Below are 14,529 nucleotides of genomic sequence, written 5' to 3' on the forward strand. Positions count from 1 at the left end.
GGAGGCTTCGGCGTGCTCGCGTCAAGGCAGGCCTCCTCGCCTCTAAGTTCACAACTCGGAATACTTCGCGGCCGTGCCTTTCGCCTTGTCGACGGGGTAGCGCGCTTCGTTCAGCTTCAGTTTTTCCGCGGCCGCGTCGACGAGATCGAAGCCTGCGGTATGAGCCACCAGCAGCAGGTACATGAAGACGTCGGCGCACTCGTGCCGGAGGTTCGTCGATTGCTCGGGATCACTGAGCAGCGTGTCGATCTGCGCGTCGGACTTCCATTGAATCGTCTCCAGAAGCTCGCCGGCTTCGATGCCGGTGGAGACGATCAGGTTACGCAGCGTGTGAAACTGCCGCCAGTCGCGCGCGTCGCGAAACGCCAGTAGCTGCTTGAGCAGTTCGTCGATGGTCATGGTGCTACCCGGATAGTTGTCGACCCGCGCTTCAAGCTTGCGCGACCCAGTCCCCCGATTTCCCGCCATGCTTTTCCATCACCTTCACATCGGTGATGGTCATGCCGCGGTCCACCGCCTTGCACATGTCGTACACGGTCAGCAGCCCGACCTGCACGGCGGTGAGCGCTTCCATTTCGACGCCCGTGCGTCCAAACGTCTCGACCTGGACCGTGCAATGCACGCCGGGCATCTGCTCGTCGAGTTCGAAGTCGGCTTTCACGCGTGTCAGCGCGAGCGGGTGGCACAGCGGAATCAGATCGGCGGTGCGCTTCGAGGCCTGGATCGCCGCGATCCGCGCGACGCCGATCACGTCGCCCTTTTTGGCGTTGCCGTCGCGGATCAGCGCGAACGTGTCGGGCAGCATGCGGATCGAGCCACGCGCGATCGCGATGCGCTTCGTCTCCTGCTTGCCGCCGACGTCCACCATATGCGCGTCACCAGACGCATCGAAATGAGTGAGTTCAGGCATGGTTGACTCCTTCAGAGGGCGCCTATCATAGCAGTGCGGCGCGGCCCCGAATCGGCGCGGCGGCTGATTACACTTGCGCTGTGCGGTACCGTGCGTTTTGCCTTGTACGCGTCCTTCGACGTCCTTGCCCGCTATCTTAGTCCGGGCCACGGGCGATGTTTTTCGACTTCGTCAGACCGGCTTCGCGATGCATTCAAAACGATTCCTCGCTGCCTTGCTATCTGTCGCACTCGCAATGCCGCCCGGCGCGTTCGCGCAATCGACCGGCGGAGCGGCCCTCGCGCCGGGAACCCCATCGTCCGAGGCGCCGCTCGTTAGCGGCCCGAGCGACGCGGTCGATCCGAGCCTGCCGCCCGACATCGCGCGCGGCGTGTTCGGCACCTACGGCGGCGCGCAGAGCCGTTTTTCCAATGGCGGCGCTAGCGGCAGCAATGGCGGCAAAACCGGCAGCAACGACTGGCGCGCGCCGATCGTCGCGCAGCAGTTGCCCGATCTCGGCAGCGGCGGCGCCGGCTCGCTGACTCCGCAGGCCGAACGCAAGCTCGGCGAGCGCGTGATGCGCGACATACGCCGCGACCCCGATTATCTCGACGACTGGCTCGTGCGCGACTACCTGAATTCGGTCGCCGCCAAGCTCGCAGCGGCGGCCAGCGCGCTGTATATCGGCGGTTACCGTCCGGATTTCGAACTGTTCGGGGTGCGCGACGCGCAGATCAACGCGTTTTCGCTGCCGGGCGGTTTCATCGGCGTGAACACCGGGTTGATCGTGGCGACGCAGACCGAGTCCGAACTCGCGGCGGTGCTGGGTCACGAGATGGGACACGTGCTGCAGCGGCACATCTCGCGGATGATCTCCAACGGCGAGCGCAGCGGCTACGCGGCGCTCGTCGGCGTGCTGTTCGGCGTGCTGGCAGGCGTACTCGCGCATAGCGGCGACCTCGGCAGCGCGATCGCGCTCGGCAGCGAGGCGTATGCGGTCGACAGCCAGTTGCGCTTCTCACGATCGGCCGAGCAGGAGGCGGACCGCGTCGGCTTTCTGCTGCTCGCCGGTGCCGGCTACGATCCCTACGCGATGCCGACGTTCTTCCACCGGCTCGACCGCGCGGCGATGAACGACAACGGCATTCCGGCCTACGCGCGCACGCATCCGCTGACCGGCGAGCGGATCGCCGACATGGAGGACCGTGCGCGCCGCGCGCCGTACCGGCAGCCGCATCAAGACTCCGAGTACGGCTTCGTGCGCGCGCGCGCGGGTCTGTTGCAGGGCCATTCGCGCAGCGACTACGCGGACGAGATTTCGCGTTTGCGCTCGGAAATCGAGGACCGCACCGCGCTGAACGTTGCGGCCAACTGGTACGGCATCGCCTACGGGCAGATGTTGCTCGAGCGCTACGACGACGCGGCCGCCTCCCTTGCGAGCGCGCGCGCGACGTTCGTCTCCGGCGCGCGTGCGGAAGGCGAGCCTGAGCGCGATTCGCCGAGCCTCGACGTGCTCGCGACCGACATCGCGCGCAGTGCCGGTCATGCGGACGAAGCCGCGCGTCTCGCCGACTTCGCGCAGAAGCGCTGGCCGCAGTCGAACGCCGCGATCGATATGCATATCCGCACGCTGCTGACGCTGCACCGTTTCACCGACGCGCAGGCGCTCGCGAAGAAGGAAACCCGGACGCATCCCGATCAACCCGCGTGGTGGTTGTATCTCGCGCAGGCGAGTGCGGGCAGTGGCGATGCGTTGACGCAGCATCGCGCGATGGCGGAAAAGTTCGCGCTGGAGGGCGCGTGGCCCTCGGCGATCCGGCAGTTGAAGGACGCGCGCGACTTGAAGACGATCGGCTATTACGACCTGGCGACCGTCGACGCGCGTCTGCACGAGATGGAGAACCGCTACAAGGAGGAGCGGCTCGACGAGAAGGGGTAGGGTGGACGCAGGTGCACGCCGGCGCGTGCGTCAGACCTGCGCCGCCGCCGGGCTTGCGACGAAGCCGAAGCGCGCGGCCACCTGATCGCGTCGCACGCTTTGCAGCGGCAGTGTGAGTTGAGCGCTCCAGTGGAATGCGCCGCTCAATGAACCATCGTCGGCGAGCGTCGCGTGATCCGAGAAGATTTCGAGGTCGTGATCGTGCAGCGCCGCGATGCGTGCCGGCTGCGAGCGATCGGCGAACAGAATGCCGCCGTCTTCATCGACGAACACCGCCGCCGGCTCGAACGCGCCGCCGCCCTGGTCGTGCAGTGCGAGCGTGCCATCCGCGCGCGCGGACAATCTGACCACCCACGGCGTGTAAGCCAGCTCGACATACACGCGTTGCGGCCCGTTCTGGAAATACCACTGCCCGCGCTCATCGGCCTCGTAGTTCCGGTTGATGAAGCCCAGCAGCGCCTCGTGCCGGATCGGCACGCCGTGCGCGCCGCTCGCCTGGGCCGCTTCGTCGCGCATGCGCCAGTTGCCGCGCCGGTCGAGCATCAACCAGCCGGTGCAACTCGGCACGTTCGGCCATTTGGCGAGTGACTGTTTGACGATGTCATCCATGATCGACGTGTTGTTCCAGATAGCCGAACAAGCGCCGCGATAGCCAGTCGATGCGGCCCGGGAACGGCCCGGTCATGAAACCCGCGTGGCCGCCGTGCTCGGGCTGATAAAGCTCGACCGCCGCCGATACCTCCTGCCGCGACGGCAGCGCTTCGGCCGGCAGGAACGGGTCATTGCGCGCGTTGAGCACCAGCGTGGGCACTTGAATGAGCGGCAGCAGCGGACGGGTGGTTGCGGTGCTCCAGTAGTCGTCGGTATTGCGAAAGCCGTGCAGCGGCGCGGTCACCACGTTGTCGAACTCGTACATCGTGCGGCTCGCGAGCATCGCGTCGCGATCGAATAGGCCCGGGAACTGCTCGAGCTTCTGGTTGGCCTTGTGTTTCAGCGTCTTCAGGAAGCTGCGCGTATAGACGAGGCCGAAGCCCTGCGACAGCGCGCGGCCGCCCGCGTGGACGTCGATCGGTGTCGAAATCGCGGCGGCGGCGGCTACCACCTGCGCCGCATCGTTTTGCCGCTCGCCGAGCCAGCGAAGCAGCACGTTGCCGCCGAGCGACACGCCGGCCGCGACCACCGGCCCCCGATGCGCGGCGCGCAGGCGGCGCAGGATCCAGTCGACCTCATTGCTGTCGGCCAGATGGTAGAAGCGCGGCAGCCGGTTCAGCGGGCCGCTGCAGCTGCGAAAGTGCGGCACCACGCCGTGCCAGCCGTATTCGCGCGCGGCGGCCATCAGCGCGACCGCGTAGTGCGACGACGAACTGCCTTCGAGGCCGTGAAACAGCACGAAAAGCGGAGCGGTATCGGTGGGCGGAGTTTCGTGCGCGACCCAGTCGAGATCGATGAAATCGCCGTCCGGCGTGTCCCAGCGCTCGCGCCGAAACGACACGGCGGGGCGGCGCGCGAACAACGACGGGACGATCGTCTGCGCATGCCGGTTGGGCAGCCACAGCGGCGCCCGGTACAGCAGCTCGACGGTCGCCTCGACGGCGGCCGCCACCTTGGCGGGGGCCGTACCGGAGGAAGCGGGTTTATGTGGCGTCGAACTCATACCGGCGGAAAAGCGAAAAAACGTGAATCTGAATCGGTCGTGGTGCCGCGCGTCAGTGCAGCGGGCCCTGGCCATGCCGCATCTTGGTCGCGAACTGACTGGCGGCCTCGTTCGGCATCGGGCTCGCGTGAATATGCGCAATGCGCCATTCGCCGCGCTCGTGGACCATTACGTAGGTGGTGAAGACCATCGCGGGCGTGGCGGTCGGATCGGCCGGACGATGCGCTTCGGCAATCGCATAGACGACGGTGCCGAGGCTGTCGTAGACGCGGATGTCGAGCGGCTCGATCGACACCGGCAGCGCTTCGAGCTGAGCCTGCAAGCCATTGCGGATGTTCTCGATACCGTGCAGATGCGAGCCGTCCGCGCAGATGCAGCTGACGAACTCCTCGTCGATCCACAAGCCCATCAAACTGTCGATATTGACCTCGGCGACGGCCTGATAGTAGGCGTTCAGGGTATCGGCGGCGGCTTCGAAGATATGGGCAAAACGTGGCATGGCTCGTCAGTCTCTAGTGCGCGGCGCGCGGTTGCGGGTCAGCGGTAGCGGGACGGTCCAGAGCGCCGGACCATCGCCCCCGGGCGTCAGCTTGCCCGTGCCGCAAGGCGCGAACATGACGCGACGCGCTCGGGGGCGTGCGGTGTTGCGTGCAAGTACCAGTCGGCTCAGCGCTGCGCGAGCAGCATGCCGCGCAAATCGCCGAAAACCTGCTCGGCGCTCAGCTGCTTCAGGCAGTTCAGATGACCGAGTGGGCACTCGCGCTCAAAACAGGGGCTGCATTCGAGATGAAGCCATTGTACCTTCGCGAGCTCGGACAAGGGCGGGGTGTGGCGCGGATCGGTCGAACCGAAAACGGCCACGAGCGGGCGGCGCAGCGCGGCGGCGACGTGCATCAGGCCGGAGTCGTTGGTGACGACCGCGTTGGCCCGAGCGATCAGCGCGCAGGCCTCGCCGAGCGCGGTCTGGCCGCACAGGTTGCGCACGTTCGGCGCTTTTTCGGCGATCGCCTGCGCGAGCGGCGCGTCTTTCGGCGAACCGAGCGCGACGATCTGCGTGTACGGGAACGACTGGCCGACCATCTGCGCAAGCGCCGCGAAGTGCTCGGGCGGCCAGCGCTTGGCGGGACCGTACTCGGCGCCCGGGCAGAACACCAGCAGCGGCACGCGGGTATCGAGATTGAAGCGCGCCGATACGCGCGACGCCTCGTTCAGATCCGTGTCGAGACGGGGCATCGGCAGATCTTCGGGGACCTTGGCGCCGGGCGCGTAGGCGAGGGCGGCGTAGTGGCCGACCATCGGCGGCCGGGCGTCCTTGCGCGGATTCGCGTGACGCACGTTCAACATGCCGTAGCGACTCTCGCCGGTGTAGCCGATGCGCAGCGGAATGCCCGCCAGCCACGGAATCAGCGCTGACTTGAACGAGTTCGGCAGCACGTAGGCCGCGTCGTAGCCGACGTCGCGCAGATCGCTCGACAGCTGCCAGCGGCGCAGCATCTGCAGCTTACCGTGGGCGAGATCGGTCGCGTAGACGTCGCGGATTTCCGGCATGCGTTCGAGCACGGGGGCGACCCAGCTGGGCGCGACCGCGTCGATGACGATGCGCGGATGCAATTTCACGAGGCGCGCAAACAGCGGCTGCGCCATCAATGCGTCACCGATCCAGTTCGGTGCGATAACCAACGCGCGACGCATCAGGGTGAGTGTCCGGTGTCGATAACAAGCGCCGCGCGCGATGCGCGTGGCGCTCGGATGGGTAGAAGGGGAAAGCGGGAAGCCGCGCGGCGCGAGGCCCGCGGGTCGTGCGATCGAGCCTGCGGCGCGTCGAGCGCGCGATCAGAACGTCACGCCTCGCGCCGCTGAAGCCGGCTCAGAACCGCTCGATGCGTTCGATCAATGACCCTTGATCACTTCGCCGTCGCGCAGCTTGTAGCGCGTGCTGCAATACGGGCAACGCGCTTCGCCGTGCGACACGTCGATGAAGACGCGCGGATGCGCGCTCCAGCGCGGCATGGCCGGGTTCGGACAATATGCCGGCAGATCTTTTGCCGTCAGTTCGACCAGCGGCATTTCCTTGATTTCGCTCATGACACTTTCTCGTTGTATGCGGGGTGCTTGCAGTGCGCCGCCGACGGGCGGCGCTGCGCATCTCAGAACGTCGCTCAGATTTTCGTGAGCCAGTGCGCGTACTTCTCGCTCTTGCCGTTCACGACGCCGAAGAAGGCGGACTGCAGCTTTTCGGTGATCGGGCCGCGCACGCCGGCGCCGATCTGGCGGTTGTCGAGTTCACGGATCGGCGTGACTTCGGCTGCCGTGCCGGTGAAGAACGCTTCGTCGCAGGTATAGACTTCGTCGCGCGTGATGCGCTTTTCGATCACATGGATGCCCATGTCGCGCGCGAGCGTGATCACGGTGTCGCGCGTGATGCCGTCGAGGCACGACGACAGGTCGGGCGTGTACAGCTTGCCGTTGTTGACGAGGAAGAAGTTCTCGCCCGAGCCTTCCGACACGTAGCCGTCGACATCGAGCAGCAGTGCTTCGTCATAGCCGTCGGCGATCGCTTCCTGGTTCGCGAGGATCGAGTTCACGTACCAGCCCGACGCCTTTGCGCGCACCATCGACACGTTCACGTGATGGCGCGTGAACGACGACGTCTTCACGCGAATACCCTTGGTGATGCCGTCTTCGCCGAGGTACGCGCCCCACGGCCACGCGGCGATCGCGACGTGGATCGTGTTGCCCTTGGCCGACACGCCGAGCTTTTCCGAGCCGACCCAGATGATCGGGCGCAGATAACAGGTTTCGAGCTTGTTCTCGCGCACCACTTCACGCTGCGCGGCGGCGAGCGTTTCATGGTCGAACGGCACGTCCATCTGGAAGATCTTCGCCGAGTTCAGCAGGCGCTTGGTGTGCTCCTGCAGGCGGAAAATCGCGGTGGCGCCGTCGGCCGTCTTGTAAGCGCGCACGCCCTCGAACACGCCCATGCCGTAGTGCAGCGTGTGGGTGAGCACGTGGATTTTGGCATCGCGCCAGTCGATGAGCTTGCCATCCATCCAGATCTTGCCGTCGCGGTCGGCCATTGACATACGGTTCTCCAGCAGGTGCGTTATGAGGTGCGGCCATGAGCGCAGGACATAGCCGGGAGCGCTATTTTAGCGTCTTTTGCACACACAACGGGCATTTGGGCGCACCCTGGACGCTATAATCCAGCGCACGCATAAATCCAATCGGGATGCGCCAGCAGGAGGTCTCGCAAGCTGGTGCCGGCCCGGCCTTCTCGACGGCGTTTCCTGCGCCCGCAATCTTCGCCCGATGCTCGCTCGACTGTCCGACACCGATCGCCGCGCTTTTCGTGAAGGCGCGCGCGCCTATGCGCCCACGCTGATGGCAATTTTTTCCTGGGGCCTCGTGACGGGCATCGCGATGAGCAAGTCCGTGCTGACGCTGCCGCAGGCGCTCACGATGTCGCTGCTGTGCTACGCCGGTTCGTCGCAGCTGGCGGTGCTGCCGCTCCTCGCGGCGAAGCTGCCGGTGTGGACCGTGCTGCTGACCGCGGCGATGGTCAACACCCGCTTCGTGATCTTCAGCGTCGGCCTCGCGCCGCACTTCTCTTATCTGCCGATGTGGCGGCGCATCGTGCTCGGCTATTTCAACGGCGACGTGATCTATCTGCTGTTCGTCAAGAGGAGCTTTCCGACCGGCTACGTGCCGGGCAAGGAGGCGTACTTCTGGGGCATGGCGGTAGCGAGCTGGCTGTCGTGGCAGGTGTCGTCGATCGTCGGCATCCTGCTCGCGAGCCTGATTCCCGACAACTGGGGGCTCGCGCTCGCCGGTACGCTCGCGCTGTTGCCCATCATGGTGTCGGCGGTCGCGACGCGCTCCACGCTGGCCGCGGTCAGCGTGGCCGCCATCGTGGCGCTGCTCGCGCTCGATCTGCCGTACCGGCTCGCGCTGCCGTTCGCGGTGATCGCGGCGATCGTCGCCGGCAGCGCAGCCGACCTGATGATCGAGCGCGCGGACCTGCGCCGCATCCGCGGCGTAAACGATCGCGCCGGAGACTCCCGATGACCTCAACGCAAATCTGGCTCGCCATCATCGGCATGACCTTCGTCACCGCGCTCACGCGCGCGATGTTCCTGATCGGCGGCGAGCGCACGGTGCTGCCCGCGCGCGTGCAGAAAATGCTGCGCTACGCGCCGGCCGCCGCGCTCGCCGCCGTGGTGGTGCCCGACGTGCTGACGACACCCGAGGGGCTGTCGTTCGCGGCTTCCAATCATGAGCTCTACGCGACCCTCGCCGGCCTCGGCTGGTTTTTGTGGCGCCGCACCATGCTCGGCACGATCGTGACCGGGATGGTCGTGTTCACGCTGATGCGCGTCTTCCTGTGACGGTCCGGCCCCAGGTGTGGCGATGACGCCGCGGCGCGCGGCATCGACGGCCTCGCGGTCAAATACGCGACATTCGCCGCGTCGCGGTCAGATGGCCGTTGGGATCAGTTAAAATGCCCTTTTCCGGGTTGAGCGCGCCGCAGCAAGGCGCCTAGTGCCGCGGCCGGCCGCCGGCGCCCGATCCCGCGGAGCCGTTGGGCCGAAGCGCCGGAGTTCGCCGCGCCTCGTCCCCGCGCGCTGTCCGCCACCGCCTTCTCATCAACTCGCCTACTCAAGCCCATGAACAAGGTATTGCGTCTCTCCGACCTGATCGCCGAAGGCAAGCTGTCCGGCAAACGCGTGTTCATCCGCGCCGATCTGAACGTGCCGCAGGACGATCAAGGCAACATCACCGAAGACACCCGCATCCGCGCTTCCGTACCGGCCATCAAGGCCGCGCTCGACGCCGGCGCCGCCGTGATGGTCACCTCGCACCTGGGTCGCCCGACCGAAGGCGACTTCAAGCCGGAAGATTCGCTCGCGCCAGTGGCGAAGCGTCTCGCCGAGCTGCTCGGCCGCGACGTGCCGCTCGTCGCGAACTGGGTCGAAAACGGCGTGAACGTCGCGCCGGGCTCGGTCGTGCTGCTCGAAAACTGCCGCGTCAACAAGGGCGAAAAGAAAGATTCCGACGAGCTCGCGCAGAAAATGGCCAAGCTCTGCGACATCTACGTGAACGACGCGTTCGGCACCGCGCACCGCGCGGAAGCGACCACGCACGGCATCGCGAAGTACGCGCCGGTTGCCTGCGCCGGTCCGCTGCTCGCGGCTGAGCTCGAGGCACTCGGCAAGGCGCTCGGCGCACCGAAGCGTCCGCTGGTGGCGATCGTCGCGGGTTCGAAGGTGTCGACCAAGCTGACCATCCTGAAGTCGCTCGCTGAGAAGGTCGACCAGCTGATCGTCGGCGGTGGCATCGCCAATACGTTCATGCTCGCGGCCGGCCTGAAGATCGGCAAGTCGCTCGCCGAGGCCGATCTTGTCGCCGAAGCGAAGGCGATCATCGACGCGGCGAAGGCCCGCGGCGCCTCAGTGCCGATCCCGACCGACGTGGTCACGGCCAAGGAGTTCTCGCCGACCGCGGAGGCCGAAGTGAAGGCCGTCGCCGATGTGCAGGACGACGACATGATCCTCGACATCGGCCCGGAAACGGCCAAGGTGCTCGCCGCACAGCTCGAGAAGGCCGGCACGATCGTGTGGAACGGCCCGGTCGGCGTGTTCGAGTTCGACCAGTTCGGCAACGGCACGAAGACGCTCGCGGACGCGATCGCGCGCTCGGCGGCGTTCTCGATCGCGGGCGGCGGCGACACGCTCGCGGCGATCGCCAAGTACGGCATCCACGATCAGGTCAGCTACATTTCGACGGGCGGCGGCGCGTTCCTCGAGTTCCTCGAGGGCAAGAAGCTGCCGGCGGTCGAAGTTCTGGAATCGCGGGCTTAACGTGGCGACGCGCTCCCCAGCGGCGAAGTCGACCAAGGCGCGTGGCGCGAAAGCGCCGCGCGGTAACGCGACAACGCCGGCACGGGAGCGCGCGACACGCGCGGTCGCTGCGTCGGCGAGGGCCGAACAGGACGTGGCCGCCGAGGCGCTAGTAGCGCCGGCGGCCACCGACGCGGAGCAGCCGCCAACTTTGCAAGCCGAATCTGGCCAACACGATTCGGCCCGGCCGGAACAGCCTTCCGGCAAGCAGCACAGCGGATCTCCGGCGCGCGAGGCGCCGGTCCCGAATACCGCATCACCCGCATCACCTGCCTCACTCCACAAAGCGACACCGGCCACAACCGGCGCGCGACCCCACGTAGCATCTTTCGATGCGCGAACTCCGCAGCAGCCCCGCAGCGCTCTTTCCAGCGATCCCATCCAGACGAGGAGACTCATGCATCGCGCCACCAAGATTGTCGCTACTGTCGGTCCGGCTTCCAGCACGCCGGAAATCCTGCTGCAAATGATTCAGGCAGGATTGGACGTGGTGCGGCTCAATTTCTCACACGGCACCGCCGACGACCATCGTCAGCGCGCCGAATACGTTCGCGAGGCGGCCCGTCAGGCCGGCCGCGAAGTCGCCATCATGGCGGACCTGCAAGGCCCGAAGATTCGCGTCGGCAAATTCGAGAACGGCCGGACGACGCTCGTCACCGGCAATCCTTTCATCCTCGATGCGGAATGCGAGCTCGGCAACGACGAGCGCGTCGGCCTCGACTACAAGGATCTGCCGCGCGACCTGAAACCGGGCGACGTGCTGCTGCTCAACGACGGCCTGATCGTGCTCAACGTGCAGCGCGTGATCGGCCAGGAGATCCACACGATCGTGAAGATCGGCGGTGAGCTGTCGAACAACAAGGGCATCAACCGCCAGGGCGGCGGTCTGTCGGCGCCCGCGCTGACCGCGAAGGACATGGAGGACATCCGCACGGCGATGTCGCTCGGTGTCGATTTCATCGCGGTGTCGTTCCCGAAGAACGCGACCGACATGGAAATGGCCCGCCAGCTCGCGAACATCGCCGGCGCGCCGTACGGCATCAAGCCGAAGATGATCGCGAAGATCGAACGCGCTGAAGCGATTCCGGCGCTGCAAGGCATTCTCGACGCGTCGGACGGCATCATGGTCGCGCGTGGCGACCTGGCCGTGGAAGTGGGCAATGCCGCCGTGCCGGCGCTGCAAAAGCGCATGATCCGCATGGCGCGCGAGTCGAACAAGTTCGTGATCACCGCGACGCAGATGATGGAGTCGATGATCCACGCGCCGGTACCGACCCGCGCGGAAGTGTCGGACGTCGCCAATGCGGTGCTCGACGGCACCGACGCGGTGATGCTGTCGGCGGAATCGGCGGCGGGCAAGTATCCGGTGCAGACCATCGAGACCATGGCCGCGATCTGCGTCGAAGCGGAAAAGTCCGAGCAGTCGGAGCTCGACAAGGACTTCCTCGACCGCACGTTCACGCGGATCGACCAGTCGATCGCGATGGGTGCGCTGTTCACCGCCTATCACCTCGGCGCCAAGGCGATCGTCGCGCTGACCGAGTCGGGCTCGACCGCTCTGTGGATGTCGCGCCACTGGACCCACGTGCCGATCTTCGCGCTGACGCCGCGCGTCGGCAGCGAACGGGCGATGGCGCTTTACCGCAACGTGACGTCGCTGCATCTGGACACCAACACCGACCGCGACACGGCGCTGCAGCAGGCGCTCGAAACGGTGGTCGGCAAGGGCTACGCTTCGCACGGCGACATGGTCGTGCTGACGGTCGGCGAGCCGATGGGTCAAGCGGGCGGCACCAATACGTTGAAGATCGTGCGGGTCGGTGAGCCGTACTGATCAGGCAGGACTGCTCGATCGGCACGGGCTCGATTGAGCGAAGCAGGCCGGCGAGAGCCGCACGGCCCATGTGCGACGGCGCACCAAAGCGCCGGTGTCGCCGCGGGAACGCCGCCTGCTTCGCGATAAAATCGCCGCAAAAGATGCCGACGGCAAAAGAATTCGTTTCAATCCAAGGAGTTTAAGCATGCCTCTCGTATCAATGCGTCAACTGCTGGACCATGCCGCGGAAAACGGCTATGGCCTTCCGGCATTCAACGTGAACAACCTGGAGCAGGTGCAGGCGATCATGGCCGCGGCCGACAAGGTCAACGCCCCGGTCATCATGCAGGCGTCGGCTGGTGCGCGCAAGTACGCGGGCGAGCCGTTCCTGCGCCATCTGATCGAAGCAGCGGTGGAGTCGTATCCGCACATTCCGGTCGTGATGCACCAGGATCACGGTCAGTCGCCGGCGGTGTGTATGGCGGCGATCCGCAGCGGCTTCACCAGCGTGATGATGGACGGTTCGCTCGAAGCCGACGGCAAGACGGTCGCATCGTACGAGTACAACGTCGAAGTGTCGCGCAAAGTCGTCGAAGCGGCGCACTCGATCGGCGTCACCGTCGAGGCGGAACTGGGCGTGCTCGGTTCGCTCGAAACGATGAAGGGCGACAAGGAAGACGGCCACGGCGCCGAAGGCACGATGACGCGCGAGCAGCTGCTGACCGATCCGGAGCAGGCCGCCGACTTCGTCAAGCTGACCCAGTGCGACGCGCTGGCCATCGCGATCGGCACCTCGCACGGCGCCTACAAGTTCAGCAAGAAGCCGACGGGCGATATTCTTTCGATCCAGCGCATCAAGGAAATCCATCAGCGCATTCCGAACACGCACCTCGTGATGCACGGTTCGTCGTCGGTGCCGCAGGAATTGCTCGCGGAAATCCGCGAATTCGGCGGCGACATGAAGGAGACCTACGGCGTGCCGGTCGAGGAAATCCAGGAAGGTATTCGTCACGGCGTGCGCAAGGTCAACATCGACACCGACCTGCGTCTGGCGATCACGGGCGCGATCCGCCGCTACATGGCGACCAACCCGAGCAAGTTCGATCCGCGCGATTACCTGAAGCCGGCGCGCGAAGCGGCGATGAAGATCTGTATCGACCGTTACATGCAATTCGGCTGCGAAGGCCAGGCTGGCAAGATCAAGCCGGTTTCGCTTGATAAAATTGCGGAGAAGTACAAGTCGGGCGAGCTCTCGCAAGTCGTCCGCTAAGCTGTAGTTTTGGCTCCGCACCTGGCCGTTTGGCCAGGTTGTCGTCCGATCGCCGTTCCCGCATCATCGGGGGAACGGCGTTTCCCTTTTGTTCCGGTCACATTTTTTGCCCCACTTTTAGCGAATCACGACGATGTCTACCCTCTACGAATCCACGCTCCGCTCGCTGCCGCTGCTCGGCCGCGGCAAAGTCCGCGACAACTATGCGGTGGGCAACGACCAGTTGCTGATCGTCACGACCGACCGTCTGTCGGCGTTCGACGTGATCATGGGCGAGCCGATTCCGAACAAGGGCCGCGTGCTCAACGCGATGGCGAACTTCTGGTTCGAGAAGCTCCAGCACGTGGTGCCGAACCACCTGACGGGCGTCGCGCCCGAGTCGGTGGTCGCGCCGGACGAAGTCGAGCAGGTCAAGGGTCGCGCGGTGGTCGTCAAGCGTCTCGAGCCGATTCTCGTCGAAGCGGTGGTGCGCGGCTATCTGGCCGGCAGCGGCTGGAAGGATTACCAGGCCACCGGTTCGGTCTGCGGCGTGCAACTGCCGGCAGGCCTGCAGAACGCGCAGAAGCTGCCCGAGCCGATCTTCACGCCGGCCGCCAAGGCCGAGATGGGCCACCACGACGAAAACATCACCTACGACGAGATGGAGCGCCGCATCGGCACCGAGCTGTCGGCCACGATCCGCGACATCTCGATCCGGCTGTACAAGGAAGCCGCTGATTACGCGGCGACGCGCGGCATCATCATCGCGGACACGAAGTTCGAATTCGGTCTCGACAACCACGGCAAGCTGTATCTGATGGACGAGGCGCTCACGGCCGATTCGTCGCGCTTCTGGCCGGCCGATCAGTACCAGGTCGGCACCAACCCGCCGTCGTTCGACAAGCAGTTCGTGCGCGACTGGCTCGAAACCCAGCCGTGGAAGAAAGAGCCGCCGGCGCCGAAGCTGCCGGACGACGTGGTCGCGAAGACGGGCGAGAAGTACCAGGAAGCGCTCGAGCGCCTGACCGGGCACAAGCTCGACTGATCTGATTGCGCGCGCCGTGTCAGGCGCGCATCGCCCGGAA

15 protein-coding genes are annotated in these 14,529 nt (G+C 65.8%); 7 read left to right on the top strand and 8 right to left on the bottom strand.

The window, feature by feature from the left end; genetic code table 11:
* Nucleotides 1–48: 48 nt before the first annotated feature.
* The gene (locus VSR82_RS27470; protein WP_368583980.1) at nucleotides 49–399 is read right to left on the bottom strand and encodes a nucleotide pyrophosphohydrolase; all 351 of its coding nucleotides are present in this window, start codon (nucleotides 397–399) and stop codon (nucleotides 49–51) included.
* Nucleotides 400–430: 31 nt separating this feature from the next.
* A complete protein-coding gene (gene moaC, locus VSR82_RS27475) occupies nucleotides 431–910 on the bottom strand; it encodes a cyclic pyranopterin monophosphate synthase MoaC (RefSeq protein ID WP_368583979.1) in 480 nt (159 codons plus the stop codon).
* Between the two features lie 187 nt (nucleotides 911–1,097).
* On the opposite strand from moaC, the gene VSR82_RS27480 reads away from it, so the two are divergent.
* Nucleotides 1,098–2,828 (top strand): M48 family metalloprotease, encoded by a 1,731-nt coding sequence (locus VSR82_RS27480; protein WP_429457994.1) that lies wholly within the window; start codon nucleotides 1,098–1,100, stop codon nucleotides 2,826–2,828.
* 30 nt (nucleotides 2,829–2,858) lie between these two features.
* Here VSR82_RS27480 and VSR82_RS27485 read toward each other — a convergent pair whose 3' ends face one another.
* The 6 genes from VSR82_RS27485 to VSR82_RS27510 all read right to left on the bottom strand — a co-directional run bounded on the left by VSR82_RS27485 (nucleotide 2,859) and on the right by VSR82_RS27510 (nucleotide 7,565).
* Nucleotides 2,859–3,437, bottom strand: coding sequence for a DUF2946 family protein (locus VSR82_RS27485; RefSeq protein WP_368583977.1), 579 nt, complete (start codon nucleotides 3,435–3,437; stop codon nucleotides 2,859–2,861).
* Nucleotides 3,430–4,482, bottom strand: coding sequence for a hydrolase (locus tag VSR82_RS27490; RefSeq protein WP_429457997.1), 1,053 nt, complete (start codon nucleotides 4,480–4,482; stop codon nucleotides 3,430–3,432). The genes VSR82_RS27485 and VSR82_RS27490 overlap by 8 nt, the downstream gene beginning before the upstream one ends.
* A 52-nt stretch (nucleotides 4,483–4,534) precedes the next feature.
* Nucleotides 4,535–4,981 (bottom strand): nuclear transport factor 2 family protein, encoded by a 447-nt coding sequence (locus VSR82_RS27495; protein ID WP_368583975.1) that lies wholly within the window; start codon nucleotides 4,979–4,981, stop codon nucleotides 4,535–4,537.
* A 167-nt stretch (nucleotides 4,982–5,148) separates the two neighbouring features.
* Complete coding sequence (waaF, locus tag VSR82_RS27500; protein ID WP_176105137.1) at nucleotides 5,149–6,174, bottom strand: lipopolysaccharide heptosyltransferase II; 1,026 nt, start codon at nucleotides 6,172–6,174, stop codon at nucleotides 5,149–5,151.
* 198 nt (nucleotides 6,175–6,372) lie between these two features.
* Entirely contained in the window at nucleotides 6,373–6,567 is a 195-nt protein-coding gene (locus VSR82_RS27505; protein WP_013090430.1) for a zinc-finger domain-containing protein, read from the bottom strand.
* 74 nt (nucleotides 6,568–6,641) lie between these two features.
* Nucleotides 6,642–7,565 (bottom strand): branched-chain amino acid transaminase, encoded by a 924-nt coding sequence (locus VSR82_RS27510; RefSeq protein WP_429458000.1) that lies wholly within the window; start codon nucleotides 7,563–7,565, stop codon nucleotides 6,642–6,644.
* A 226-nt stretch (nucleotides 7,566–7,791) separates the two neighbouring features.
* On the opposite strand from VSR82_RS27510, the gene VSR82_RS27515 reads away from it, so the two are divergent.
* The 6 genes from VSR82_RS27515 (at nucleotide 7,792) to VSR82_RS27540 (ending at nucleotide 14,489) form a co-directional block, all read left to right on the top strand.
* Nucleotides 7,792–8,547, top strand: a complete 756-nt coding sequence (locus VSR82_RS27515; protein ID WP_429458003.1) for an AzlC family ABC transporter permease — start codon at nucleotides 7,792–7,794, stop codon at nucleotides 8,545–8,547.
* Nucleotides 8,544–8,867, top strand: a complete 324-nt coding sequence (locus VSR82_RS27520; protein WP_429458006.1) for an AzlD domain-containing protein — start codon at nucleotides 8,544–8,546, stop codon at nucleotides 8,865–8,867. The genes VSR82_RS27515 and VSR82_RS27520 overlap by 4 nt, the downstream gene beginning before the upstream one ends.
* Nucleotides 8,868–9,146: 279 nt before the next feature.
* Nucleotides 9,147–10,340, top strand: a complete 1,194-nt coding sequence (locus VSR82_RS27525; protein ID WP_429458008.1) for a phosphoglycerate kinase — start codon at nucleotides 9,147–9,149, stop codon at nucleotides 10,338–10,340.
* Between the two features lie 436 nt (nucleotides 10,341–10,776).
* Nucleotides 10,777–12,213 (top strand): pyruvate kinase, encoded by a 1,437-nt coding sequence (pyk, locus tag VSR82_RS27530; protein WP_013090425.1) that lies wholly within the window; start codon nucleotides 10,777–10,779, stop codon nucleotides 12,211–12,213.
* 187 nt (nucleotides 12,214–12,400) lie between these two features.
* Nucleotides 12,401–13,465, top strand: a complete 1,065-nt coding sequence (fba, locus tag VSR82_RS27535) for a class II fructose-bisphosphate aldolase (protein ID WP_368583970.1) — start codon at nucleotides 12,401–12,403, stop codon at nucleotides 13,463–13,465.
* 133 nt (nucleotides 13,466–13,598) lie between these two features.
* Nucleotides 13,599–14,489 carry a phosphoribosylaminoimidazolesuccinocarboxamide synthase gene (locus VSR82_RS27540; RefSeq protein WP_013090424.1) on the top strand — a complete coding sequence of 297 codons (891 nt, stop codon included), beginning with the start codon at nucleotides 13,599–13,601 and terminating at the stop codon, nucleotides 14,487–14,489.
* The last annotated feature ends 40 nt before the right edge of the window (nucleotides 14,490–14,529 follow it).

This window comes from Burkholderia sp. JPY481 (genome assembly GCF_038900515.1).
Lineage (GTDB): Bacteria > Pseudomonadota > Gammaproteobacteria > Burkholderiales > Burkholderiaceae > Paraburkholderia > Paraburkholderia youngii.

Coding starts and splice junctions, on each gene's coding strand:
- VSR82_RS27470 (WP_368583980.1), bottom strand. CDS start 399: ATGACCATCGACGAACTGCTCAAGCAGCTACTGGCGTTTCGCGACGCG.
- moaC (WP_368583979.1), bottom strand. CDS start 910: ATGCCTGAACTCACTCATTTCGATGCGTCTGGTGACGCGCATATGGTG.
- VSR82_RS27480 (WP_429457994.1), top strand. CDS start 1,098: ATGCATTCAAAACGATTCCTCGCTGCCTTGCTATCTGTCGCACTCGCA.
- VSR82_RS27485 (WP_368583977.1), bottom strand. CDS start 3,437: ATGGATGACATCGTCAAACAGTCACTCGCCAAATGGCCGAACGTGCCG.
- VSR82_RS27490 (WP_429457997.1), bottom strand. CDS start 4,482: ATGAGTTCGACGCCACATAAACCCGCTTCCTCCGGTACGGCCCCCGCC.
- VSR82_RS27495 (WP_368583975.1), bottom strand. CDS start 4,981: ATGCCACGTTTTGCCCATATCTTCGAAGCCGCCGCCGATACCCTGAAC.
- waaF (WP_176105137.1), bottom strand. CDS start 6,174: ATGCGTCGCGCGTTGGTTATCGCACCGAACTGGATCGGTGACGCATTG.
- VSR82_RS27505 (WP_013090430.1), bottom strand. CDS start 6,567: ATGAGCGAAATCAAGGAAATGCCGCTGGTCGAACTGACGGCAAAAGAT.
- VSR82_RS27510 (WP_429458000.1), bottom strand. CDS start 7,565: ATGTCAATGGCCGACCGCGACGGCAAGATCTGGATGGATGGCAAGCTC.
- VSR82_RS27515 (WP_429458003.1), top strand. CDS start 7,792: ATGCTCGCTCGACTGTCCGACACCGATCGCCGCGCTTTTCGTGAAGGC.
- VSR82_RS27520 (WP_429458006.1), top strand. CDS start 8,544: ATGACCTCAACGCAAATCTGGCTCGCCATCATCGGCATGACCTTCGTC.
- VSR82_RS27525 (WP_429458008.1), top strand. CDS start 9,147: ATGAACAAGGTATTGCGTCTCTCCGACCTGATCGCCGAAGGCAAGCTG.
- pyk (WP_013090425.1), top strand. CDS start 10,777: ATGCATCGCGCCACCAAGATTGTCGCTACTGTCGGTCCGGCTTCCAGC.
- fba (WP_368583970.1), top strand. CDS start 12,401: ATGCCTCTCGTATCAATGCGTCAACTGCTGGACCATGCCGCGGAAAAC.
- VSR82_RS27540 (WP_013090424.1), top strand. CDS start 13,599: ATGTCTACCCTCTACGAATCCACGCTCCGCTCGCTGCCGCTGCTCGGC.